The organism is Caulobacter sp. SSI4214 (assembly GCF_012184455.1).
GTDB classification, from domain to species: Bacteria; Pseudomonadota; Alphaproteobacteria; order Caulobacterales; family Caulobacteraceae; genus Caulobacter; species Caulobacter vibrioides_E.
In genome coordinates this window covers 1-10,647 of sequence record NZ_SZWJ01000122.1, presented here as the reverse complement: position 1 = coordinate 10,647, position 10,647 = coordinate 1, and the positions used below count along the sequence as shown (strand labels likewise).

The 10,647-nt window shown below is 69.1% G+C and carries 10 protein-coding genes and 2 pseudogenes; 7 read left to right on the top strand and 5 right to left on the bottom strand.

Going from position 1 to position 10,647, the window contains the following annotated elements; genetic code table 11:
- The coding region (locus tag FCU40_RS21340) for a zinc-binding dehydrogenase (protein WP_168077707.1) at positions 1-702 on the top strand (702 nt) is incomplete at its 5' end.
- A 22-nt stretch (positions 703-724) separates the two neighbouring features.
- Here FCU40_RS21340 and FCU40_RS23460 read toward each other — a convergent pair.
- Positions 725-808: pseudogene (locus FCU40_RS23460) on the bottom strand (hypothetical protein); the annotation flags it as partial.
- Between the two features lie 177 nt (positions 809-985).
- On the opposite strand from FCU40_RS23460, the gene rpmH reads away from it, so the two are divergent.
- From rpmH to FCU40_RS21315, 5 genes are all read left to right on the top strand, one after another.
- Positions 986-1,120, top strand: coding sequence for a 50S ribosomal protein L34 (gene rpmH, locus FCU40_RS21335; protein WP_004622337.1), 135 nt, complete (start codon positions 986-988; stop codon positions 1,118-1,120).
- Positions 1,121-1,213: 93 nt separating this feature from the next.
- Positions 1,214-1,663, top strand: a complete 450-nt coding sequence (gene rnpA / locus FCU40_RS21330; protein ID WP_168077706.1) for a ribonuclease P protein component — start codon at positions 1,214-1,216, stop codon at positions 1,661-1,663.
- Positions 1,664-1,670: 7 nt separating this feature from the next.
- Positions 1,671-3,530, top strand: a complete 1,860-nt coding sequence (yidC, locus tag FCU40_RS21325; protein WP_168077705.1) for a membrane protein insertase YidC — start codon at positions 1,671-1,673, stop codon at positions 3,528-3,530.
- Positions 3,530-4,177: a ribosome biogenesis GTP-binding protein YihA/YsxC gene (gene yihA, locus FCU40_RS21320; RefSeq protein WP_004622326.1), complete on the top strand. Its 648-nt coding sequence runs from the start codon at positions 3,530-3,532 to the stop codon at positions 4,175-4,177. The genes yidC and yihA overlap by 1 nt, the downstream gene beginning before the upstream one ends.
- Positions 4,178-4,408: 231 nt before the next feature.
- Positions 4,409-4,888 (top strand): ASCH/PUA domain-containing protein, encoded by a 480-nt coding sequence (locus FCU40_RS21315; RefSeq protein WP_004622324.1) that lies wholly within the window; start codon positions 4,409-4,411, stop codon positions 4,886-4,888.
- Positions 4,889-4,981: 93 nt separating this feature from the next.
- On the opposite strand, the gene FCU40_RS21310 is transcribed toward FCU40_RS21315, so the two are convergent.
- Complete coding sequence (locus FCU40_RS21310) at positions 4,982-5,923, bottom strand: TraB/GumN family protein (RefSeq protein WP_168077704.1); 942 nt, start codon at positions 5,921-5,923, stop codon at positions 4,982-4,984.
- Positions 5,924-5,980: 57 nt separating this feature from the next.
- On the bottom strand, positions 5,981-6,988 hold the full coding sequence (locus tag FCU40_RS21305) for a TraB/GumN family protein (protein ID WP_168077703.1): 1,008 nt from the start codon (positions 6,986-6,988) through the stop codon (positions 5,981-5,983).
- Positions 6,989-7,132: 144 nt separating this feature from the next.
- Here FCU40_RS21305 and mutL point away from each other — a divergent pair, with 144 nt between their 5' ends.
- Entirely contained in the window at positions 7,133-9,034 is a 1,902-nt protein-coding gene (gene mutL / locus FCU40_RS21300) for a DNA mismatch repair endonuclease MutL (protein ID WP_168077702.1), read from the top strand.
- Between the two features lie 29 nt (positions 9,035-9,063).
- On the opposite strand, the gene FCU40_RS21295 is transcribed toward mutL, so the two are convergent.
- Positions 9,064-9,834, bottom strand: coding sequence for a MerR family transcriptional regulator (locus FCU40_RS21295; RefSeq protein ID WP_168077701.1), 771 nt, complete (start codon positions 9,832-9,834; stop codon positions 9,064-9,066).
- A 77-nt stretch (positions 9,835-9,911) separates the two neighbouring features.
- A pseudogene (locus FCU40_RS21290) lies at positions 9,912-10,647 on the bottom strand (hypothetical protein); the annotation flags it as partial.

Genomic DNA, 10,647 nt, shown 5'->3' with positions numbered 1-10,647 from the left:
GGCGGGTTCGCCGAATACGCCGTGTTGTCGGCCGACGCCCTGAAGCCCAAGCCCGCGCGGCTGTCCTTCGCCGAGGCCGCCGCCTATGGCGCGGCCTATCTGACCGCCTACGTCGCCCTGGTGCGCCGCGCGCGGGTCGAGCCGGGCGAGTGGGTGCTGGTCCACGGCGCGGCCGGCGGGGTGGGCCTGGCCGCCGTCGACTTGGCCAAGGCCCTGGGCGCGCGCGTCATCGCCGCCTCGGCCTCCGACGACAAGCTGGCCCAAGTCCAGGCGCTGTACGCCCCCGACGCCGTGGTCAATGTCAGCGCGGGCTTCCGCGAGCGCGTGAAAGAGATTACCGGCGGCCGGGGAGCCGACGTGATCTACGATCCCGTGGGCGGCGACGTCTTCGACGAGAGCGTGCGCTGCATCGCCTTCGACGGGCGGCTGCTGATCATCGGCTTCACCTCGGGCCGCATCCCGACGGTCTCGGTCAACATGCCGCTGATCAAGGGCTTCTCGGTCATGGGCGTGCGGGCCGGCGAGTACGGCCGCCAGTTCCCGGACAAGGGCCGCGAGAACGGCGAGGCGATCTGGCGAATGGCCGACGAAGGGACCATCCGCCCCCACGTCCACGCCGAACTGCCGCTGGAGCGCTGGCGCGAGGCGTTCGATCTGCTGGCCGATCGCAAGGTGGTGGGCAAGGCGGTGATCGCGCCATGAGCTTTCCCACGCCCCCTTATCCGTCATCCCGCGCTTTATGCGCGGGACCCATTTGTCCGCCGCAGGTTCCGTGCGGAACGAAGCTCTCACGCGTGAGCTGAACCATGGGTCCCGCGCATGAAGCGCGGGATGACGGGAGAGGTTGGGAAACGGCCGTGGCGAACAACCGTAACCCTCTGAACCGACTCAGGTTGACATCCCGCGCCCGTTCTTTTATCCACCGCCCCTCACTCGCGGGACCTGATGTCTCGCGTTCAACGTTTTTGCATTTCGGAGCCACGTCGTGAAGCGCACCTTCCAGCCGTCGAAGCTCGTGCGTGCCCGCCGTCACGGCTACCGCGCGCGCATGGCCACCAAGAACGGCCAAAAGGTCGTCGCGCGTCGCCGCGCCAAGGGCCGCAAGCGCCTGACCGCCTAATTTCTCTTCCTCCCTCGGGAGGCAAGACGATGATCAAAGCCGCCTTTTCCCCAGACCTGATCTCAGGTTCTCGCCGGAAAGGCGGCTTTTTTCATGGCTGAGACGCCGTCCGCTCTGAAGTTCGAGCGCCTGCGGAAACGCCCCGACTTCCTGCTGGCCGCCAAGGCGCCGGCCCTGTCGCGCGGGGCGGTCTTCGTCCAGATGCGCAAGCGCGAGGACCAGGACCCGGTCGTCCGCGTCGGCTTCACCGCCACCAAGAAGATCGGCGGCGCCGTCGAGCGCAACCGCGCCAAGCGCCGCCTGCGCGAGGCCGCGCGGCTGGTCCTGCCCCTTCATGCGCGCCCCTCGCACGACTATGTGTTCATCGCGCGCGGCGGCACCGGCGCGCGTGAATGGGGGCGTTTGCTTGACGACGTCAAAACCGCGCTGATAAGCCTCGCCGCCGAGTACGATCGCGGGGGCGCCAAGCCTCCCCGGCCCCGCCCCGGCGCGCCGTCCACATCCGCCGCCTCCCAACAACCCGATCTCAAAGTTTCCGGTTAAGCGCTCCATGCAGCAGAACGACAACAAAAACACGATGGCGTTCATCGCCGTCGCGTTCGTGATCCTGATCGGGTACCAGTTCCTCGTCCTGGGTCCGCAGCAGAAGCGCGCCCAGGCCGAGCTTCAGGCCAAGAAGGCCGCCGAAGCCCAGACCGCCGCCAAGGCCGGCGTGACCCTGGACGCCAGCGGCAATCCCGCGCCGCTGCATCTGTCGCGCGACGCGGCCAAGGCCCAGAGCCCGCGCATCGCCGTCGACACCCCCTCGCTGTCGGGCTCGATCGCCCTGAAGGGCGCGCGGATCGACGACCTGTTGCTGCGCAAGTACGCCGAGACCACCGACAAGGGCTCGCCGCCGGTCGAGCTGTTCCGCCCCGAGGGCGCCGAGCACGCCTGGTTCGCCGATTTCGGCTGGGCCGGCGCCAACCTGCCGGGCCTGCCCGACAGCCGCACCGTCTGGACCGCCGCGCCGGGCCAGGTGCTGCGTCCCAATTCGCCGGTCACCCTGACCTATGACAACGGCCAGGGCCTGGTCTTCACCCGCGTGATCGCCGTCGACGCCGACGCGATGTTCACCGTGACCGACAGCGTCAAGAACAACGGGGCCGCGGCCTTCCAGCTGGCCCCCTACGCCAGCGTCCAGCGCCAGGGCATCACCGACAAGCTGGGCAAGACCCAGATCGTCCACGAGGGCGCGATCGGCGTGCTGGGCGCGGGCGACAAGCGCGAGCTGAAGCTGTCCAAGTACGGCGCGTGGAAGAAGGACCATCCGCTGGAGAGCTTCGACTCGACCGGCGGCTGGGCGGGCATCACCGACAAGTACTGGCTTGCGGCCCTGATCCCGGGCCAGGACCAGACGATCAAGGCGCAGTACCGCGTCACCGCCGCGCCGGGCGCCGACATCTATGACGTCAATTTCGTCGGTCCGACCCAGGCCCTGAACCCGGGCGCGACCCTGACCCAGACGACCCGCCTGTTCGCCGGCGCCAAGACCGTGCCGCTGCTGCGCCAGTACGAGTACGGCAAGACCACGCCGCCGGCCATCTGGCAGTTCTGGAACAACCCCAAGGCCGAGATCCCGCGCTTCGACGACGCGGTGGACTGGGGCATGTTCCGCTTCTTCACGCGCCCGATCTTCAATGTGCTGGAGATCTTCTACAAGCTGGTCGGCAACTTCGGCCTGGCCATCATGCTGCTGACCGTCGTGCTCAAGCTCATCCTCTATCCGATGGCGGACAAGAGCTATGAGTCCATGGCCAAGATGAAGAAGATCGCCCCCGAGGTCGAGAAGCTGAAGGCCAAGCACAAGGACGATCCGGCCAAGCAGCAGCAGGAAATGATGGTCCTGTACCAGAAGGAGAAGATCAATCCGATGGTGGGCTGCCTGCCCATCTTCATCCAGATCCCGGTCTTCTACTCGCTGTACAAGGTGCTGACGGTCACCATCGAAATGCGGCACGCGCCGTTCTTCGGCTGGATCCACGACCTGTCGGCCCGCGACCCCAGCACCATCTTCAATCTGTTCAAGCTGATCCCCTGGGACCCGGCGACCGCGCCGGTGATCGGCGGCTTCCTGGACGGCAACCTGCACATCGGCGTCTGGCCGCTGCTGTACGGCTTCACCATGTGGCTGACCCAGTCGATGAACCCGCCGGCGGGCGATCCGATGCAGCAGCGCATCTTCCAGTTCTTCCCGATCATCTTCACCTTCACCCTGTCGCAGTTCTCGGTGGGTCTGGTGATCTACTGGTGCTGGAGCAACATCCTGACCATCATCCAGCAGTACGTGATCATGCGCCGCTACAAGGTGGAGACGCCGATCGACCGCATCCTGGCGCGCCTGCAGGGCAAGACCGCAAGCGCGACCTGATGAGCGACGATCCCATCTTCACCGACGAGGAAATCGAGCGGGCCCGGGTGTTCTTCGCCCAACCCGTCTCGTTCGTGATGGGCGCGGTGCGCATGGACGCCATGCCGTCCGCGGACCTGCCCGAGGTGGCCTTCGCCGGCCGCTCCAACGTCGGCAAGTCCAGCCTGATCAACGGCCTGGTGAACCAGAAATACCTGGCCCGCGCCTCGAACGAGCCGGGCCGCACGCGGGAGATCAACTTCTTCCTGCTGGCCGAGACAGTGCGGCTGGTCGACCTGCCCGGCTATGGCTTCGCCCGCGTCTCGCGCTCGATCGCCGACAAGTTCCAGGACCTGGGTCGGGCCTATCTGCGCGGCCGTCCGAACCTGAAGCGCGTCTATGTGCTGATCGACAGCCGCCACGGCCTGAAAAAGGTCGACCTGGAGGCGCTGGACGCGCTGGACGAGGCGGCGGTGTCCTATCAGATCGTCCTGACCAAGGCCGACAAGATCAAGCCCGCCGAGGTCGACAAGGTCGTGGCCGAGACGCTCAAGGCCATCGCCAAGCGCCCGGCGGCCTTCCCCCGCGTGCTGGCCACCTCGTCCGAAAAGGGCCTGGGGATGCCGGACCTGCGGGCCGAGATCGTCCGGCTGTGCGTCGACGCGTGACACAATAAAGCCGATTTCCCCGGCGAACGCCGGGGCCCAGATCGAACCCGCGAGCGCTTCGGAGGCTTATCAGGCCGATGGCGCGTTCGCCCCAGCCGGTCCGGATGAACCTGGACCCCGGCATTCGCCGGGGAAATCGGAATTGGGGATATGTTTGAGCTGTTAACCCCGCGCTAGGCTCCGCTCGGCAGAACCGCCCGCTCCGCTTTTCAAGAACAAAGTCCGCCCGCCATGAACCGCCACGACCTGAAGACCTGGCCCAAATATTTCGCCGCCGTGCGGTCGGGCCAAAAGCGCTTCGAGATCCGTCGCAACGACCGCGACTTCAAGGTCGGCGACATCCTGGTGCTGCGCGAGTTCGAGCCCGACACCCAGGACTACACCGGCCAGGTCGAGGAGCGGCAGATCACCTTCCTGCTGTCGGAAGAGGATTATGGCGGGGTGATCCACGGCTTCGTGGCCATCGGCTTCGGCGAGGTGGCGCCGCATCCCGACGCGGCCGGCGACCTGACGCCCGAGGCCCTGGCCCAGTGGCACGAGACCGCCGCCTCCAACGCCGCCTTGCGCGCCCAGGAGGCCCGCAAGGTCTCGGAGAGCTACGCCAAGAGCAACATGGGCGTCGCCCGCGACCGCCACGCGGCCGTCGCCGACTCCGCCGAGGCCGAGGCCGGCTTCCACGCCGCCGCCGCGCGGATCGTGCGCAAGGGCTGAGCTTGGCCCGACGACCACCCCGCGCCCCTGGCGGGACACGCTCTAGCTGTGGATGCTCAACAGGTTGTCCTCGGCCTCGCGACGGAAGCGCCCCTACCCGTCCCCCGGCGTCCGAACCGTGATCCCCTTCGCCCGCAGCTTGTCCAGCACCCCGCCCTCGGCGACCAGGGCCCGCAGCGGGAAGATCGCCACGGCATGGCCGGGCGTCCTCAGAAGGTCGGTCAGCCCCTCAACCTCGTCGTCGACCAGTTGGCGCTTCAGATCGGAGACGCCCGGCAGCAGCAGCTCGCAGCGCTCGGCGCTGCGCGGAGCGGCCAGGGCGTCCTTCACCCGGCCCTGCGCCCAGGCGTCGGCCGCCGCCCGGGCCGGCGCGGAGCCGGCCTCGACCGCGTCGAGGGTCTCGGACAGGCAGGTCAGCCCCGCCGCCTCGCTGTTCTCGCGCACCAGGGACTTCAGCATCGGCATGGCCTTATGGACCGCCGCCGGCCGCGCCTTGACCCGCCGCTCGCGCGCCAGCTTCTCGATGGTCCGGTCCGGCTCGGACATCTGCAGCTGGGCCTGCTTGTTGGCCTTGCCGTTCAGTTGCAGGGCGACGAACAGCGGCTTCCATTTGCGCCAGCCGTCGTCGTTCTTGTCGACGGCGGTCCAGGCGTGCTGGGTGCGCGCCGCCAGGGCCGGGGCCCGCGCCGTCCAGGCGCCGTCGTCCTTCAGGCTGCCCCGCAGCCGCAGCATGGCGGGGATGTCGGTTAGCCCGGCCTGCCAGACGGGCGGCGTCAGCAGCGCGAAGGCGCCGTCGAGGCGACGCTCCAGCACCGTCTTGTCCCAGGCCTGGCCCTTGGGCAGCATGGACGGCATCCCCATCACGTAGATCGTGGTGTCGCCGTCCGAGACCCGCCACCACGCCGGGCCGGGCAGCTTGGCGCTGACCACCAAGGCCTCGACCACATTGGCCTGAGGGTCGTCGATCGTCTGGGCCTGGGCTTGGGCCCCGACGGTGATCCCCGCCAGCATCAAGCCTGTCAGAAACGCGCGCATTCAGCCTCCCGTTGTTTCGGCTCAACCGTGGCGCGCCGCCATGGCGGAAGCTTGACCTTATTCAGGCGCGGTTACGGTGAAGCCCTTGGCCCGCAGGCGGTCCAGCACGCCGTCCGTCGACAGCAGCGCGCGCAGCTCGATGATCGCCACGGCCTTGCCGGGCTTCTTCAGGGCCGAGGTGATCGCCGCCACGGCGTCGTCCTGGCCGTCCCTGAACTGGCGCGCGATCCACGGCGTCGAGGCCAGGCAGCGCTGGAAGCCACGATCGGCCGAGACGACCTCGCGCACCTGGCCTTGCGCCCACTGTTCGGCGGTCTCGCGGACGCTGGCCAGACCGTTCTCGGCCTGGCGAAGGCCCGCGTCCAGACAGAGCTCCTGCAAGGGTGGCGGCGCGTCGGCCAGCGACTTGACCATGCCGATCAGATCGTAGCCGCTCAGCTTCTTGATGCGCGGCGAAACCTTGAGATCCTTGCTCCTGGCCAGGTCGCGAACGCGATCGGTCAGTGCGTCCAGCGTCATGGAGACATTGCCGCCCCGCCCCTCGGCGATCATGAAGCCGGCAAGAGCGGGCTTGATGTCGTCGAAGTCGTTGAGCGGCTTCTTCTGGGCGACCAGCTGGCGCTCAAGGCGCGCTCGCAGCTCCGGCGGCAGGGTCTCGCGCATCGGCCGGTCCATCAGGAACGGCTTTCCCCGGCCGGGGATCAGAGCGAGCATGCTGAGGACGCGGAATTCCGGCTGCTGGCCAATGATCAGCACGTTGGCTCCATCCAGCCGCCGCCGCAGCACCGAGTCGTCGAAGTCCAGCTTCTCGGGAACGAAGGCCGGCATGCCCATCACATAGACGGTGGTGTCGGCGTCCGAGACCTTCCACCAGGCCGGCCCGGGCAGGCGGGCGTTGACGATCAGTTCCTCGACCAGGTTAGCCTGGCTGTCGACCGGCGTCAGGTCCACCGGCTTGGTCTGATGGATCGAGACCTCGTTCTTGCCCTGAACCTGGGCCAAGGCCGAGCCGCACAGCAACAGGGACAGCGTCAGGCCGGCGGCGATGATGCGGGGCGAGATCAAGAGGGCTGTTCCTCGAACGGCGGCGGAATCGCGCTAAATATGTCGACCGTCCTTGCTTGGCCGACCGCCGTCCGGCCGGTCAAATTAAGGAGTGGCAATGGTGGCGCTCGTCCCGCCGGCGCGCTCCGCCCGAAAGTCCGCTTGATGACCATCCGCCGCCTGCCGCCCGAGACCGTCAACCGCATCGCCGCCGGCGAGGTGGTCGAGCGGCCGGCCAGCGCGATCAAGGAGCTGGTCGACAACGCCATCGACGCCGGCGCCACGCGGATCGAGGTCGAGGCCCACGGCGGCGGCCTGACCCGCATCCTGGTCGCCGACGACGGCTGCGGCCTCACGGCCGAGGAACTGCCGGTGGCCATCGAGCGCCACGCCACCTCCAAGCTGGCCCCGGACGAGGACGGGCTGTGGGACCTCCTGCGCATCCACACCATGGGCTTCCGGGGCGAGGCCCTGCCGTCGATCGGTTCGGTGGCGCGGCTGTCGATCAGCTCCCGCGCCCGAGGCCAGGCCGACGCCTTCTCGATCCTGGTCGAGGGCGGCAGCGTGGGCGACGTCGCCCCCGCCGCCTTCCCCGGCCCGCACGGCGCGCGGATCGAGGTGCGCGACCTGTTCTACGCCACGCCCGCCCGCCTGAAGTTCATGAAGTCCGAACGCGCCGAGGCCCTGGCGATCACCGAGGAGATCAAGCGCCAGGCCATGGCCCACGAGGCCATCACCTTCTCGCTGGACATCGACGGGCGGCGAATCCTGCGCCTGCCGGCCGAGCATCCGGGGCCTCAGGGACGCCTCGCCCGCCTGGCCGCCGTGCTGGGCCGCGACTTCCAGGACAACGCCATCGAGATCGACCAGACGCGCGACGGCGTGCGGCTGGCGGGCTTCGCGGGCCTGCCGACCTACAATCGGGGCAACGCCGCCCACCAGTACCTGTTCGTCAACGGCAGGCCGGTGCGCGACCGGCTGCTGCAAGGCGCCCTGCGCGCGGCCTATGCCGATTTCCTGGCCCGGGACCGCCACCCGACGGCGGCGCTCTACGTCACGCTGGACCCGACCGAGGTCGACATCAACGTCCACCCGGCCAAGGCCGAGGTGCGGTTCCGCGATCCGGCCCTGGTGCGCGGCCTGATCGTCGGCGCCCTGCGCCACGCCCTGGCCGGCGCGGGCCACCGCGCCTCGACCACCGTCGCGGCCCAGGCCCTGGACAGCATCCGCGCCCAGCAGAGCCCGTTCCCGGGCTATCAGCCGGGTCCCTCGCCAGCGGGCTTCTCTGCCTGGCGCGAGGGCGGCTGGACCCCGCCGACGCAGAGGCCGATGGACTTGCCGGGGCTAAGCGAAGTGTCGGCCAGGGTCGAGCCCTCCTATGGCGGCGAGCTGGCCGAGGTCGTGCGCGAGGCCTATGGCGCGGGCGGCTTCGACACTCATCCGACTACGGACTATCTAGTCGCCAGCGCGCCCTTCGACCCGATCGACTATCCCCTCGGCGCGGCGCGAGCCCAGGTGCACGAGACCTACATCGTCGCCCAGACCCGCGACGGCATGGTCATCGTCGACCAGCACGCCGCCCACGAACGCCTGGTCTACGAGCGCATGAAGCGCGAGATGGCCGACGGCGGAGTGGCGCGCCAGACCCTGCTGCTGCCCGAGGTCGTCGACCTCGACCCCGCCGAGGCCGAGCGCGTGGTCGCCCGCGCCGAGGAGCTGGCGAGCCTCGGCCTCGTCATCGAAAGCTTCGGCCCCGGCGCGGTGCTGGTGCGCGAGACACCCGCCCTGCTGGGCAAGACGGACGCCGCCGCCCTGGTCCGCGACATCGCCGACGACCTAGCCGAGAACGGCGCGGCCCTGGCCCTGAAGGAGCGGCTAGAGGAGGTCTGCTCGACCATGGCCTGCCACGGCAGCGTCCGCGCCGGCCGCCGGCTGAACGGCGCCGAGATGAACGCCCTGCTCCGCGAAATGGAGGCCACCCCCCACTCCGGCCAATGCAACCACGGCCGCCCGACCTATGTGGAACTGAAGCTGGCCGATATCGAGAAGCTGTTCGGGCGGCGGTAGAAGACGCCCCGCGATGCGAGGGAGGATCTCTACCGCCTCTCCGCGAACACCCGCATCGCCTCGGCCAGGTATTCCGTCAGCCCCGGCGCGATCGCCTCGTAGCGCGCCGTGAAGTCGGGGTGCTCCAGATAGACCCGGCCCAGGCCCGCGAAGGCTTCCGCGGTCGGCTCACGATTCCAGCCCTTGGCGATCCAGGCCCACCAGCGCCCCATAATCGCGCCCACGGCGTCGCTGTCAGCGGGCAGGCCCTGACTCAACGCCTTGGCCATGTCGGCCTCCAACGTCGCCGCCCCGGCCTGAAGCGCGGCGAAGTCGCCCTTGGTCATTGTCGCCATGTGCGCCTTGGCGCCGGCGATGATCTGCCCGGCCCGGTCGTCGCCATAGCGGTCGATCAGCCACGCCTCGTGCTGGGCCTGCTTCTCCGGCGTGAACCCATCGAACATCTGCTTGTCGTCCATCGCTTGCTCTCCTTCGAGGTCGGCGAGGGTGCGGTCGACAACGTCCACCAACCGGGCGTAGCGCTCGGCCTCCGCCGCCAGGCGAACCCGGTGGGCGCGCAGGGCGGCGGCGAGGTCGAACCCCGGATCGTCCAAGGCGGCCTGGATGTCCTTCAACGGCGTTTCCAGGGCGCGGTGGAACAGGATCTGCTGCAGACGCAGCAGGTCCTCGCGGTCGTAGTAGCGATAGCCGTTGGCCCCCACGGCGCGGGGGCGCAGGAGGCCGATGGCGTCGTAATGGTGCAGCGCGCGCACCGAGACGCCGGACAGCCTCGCCATCTGTTTGACCGTGTAGACGCTCAAGTGACCTTCCCTCTCGATGGGACGATCACTCAGGGCTCACGCGGGGTGAGGGTCAAGCGCCCCAAAAGGCGGAAATCTCAAGCCGCGTTCTTGGCCTGCTCGGCCGCCTCGGGGCCGTCCACCGGCTTGTCCAGCAGGTCGGTGACGATCGGACCCTGGACGCGGGCGACGCCGGCGACCTTGCAGGCCTCCAGCTCGACGGCCGAGGTCACATTGGCCACCGCCTGGCGGACGCCCTTGGCGACGTAGCCGGCCTTGCGCTCGACGAACTTAAGGATCTGCTTCAGCCGCGCCTGCTCGGTCTCGCCCGACAGCACCAGGGTGATGCTGTCGACGAGATCGGGCGACAGGCTCTGGATCGGGAAGGTCGGGTCGGTGATCCGGACGTCCATCAGGGCGAAGCCGCCCTTCAGGAAGGCGCGGGCCTGCTGCAGCATGCCCATCGAGGCCTCGCGCGGCGTGCCGTAGACCGTGGCGCACAGGCGCGGGCGCTGGTCCAGCGGGTAGCGCGACAGGCGGCCGCGATAGGCGTCCTGCGAGGACGGCGTGGTCAGGTTCCAGAAGCTGAACGGCACATGGATCTCGCCGAACGCAGCGGTCTTCAACGCGGCCTGGGCGTCGGTCAGGCAGATCAGGTCGCGCTTGAGCAGCTTGGCGTCGTCCTCGGGGACCGGGCCGATCAGGTCGGCGCGCAGGCCGATGGCCGAGCCGACGAAAACGCCCTGGGCCAGGTCCTGGACGCCCCACCAGCCGGTCTCGGCGGCCGGCGGCGGGCTCTCGATCCGCGCCGCCGGCGGGTTGAACAGCACCGAC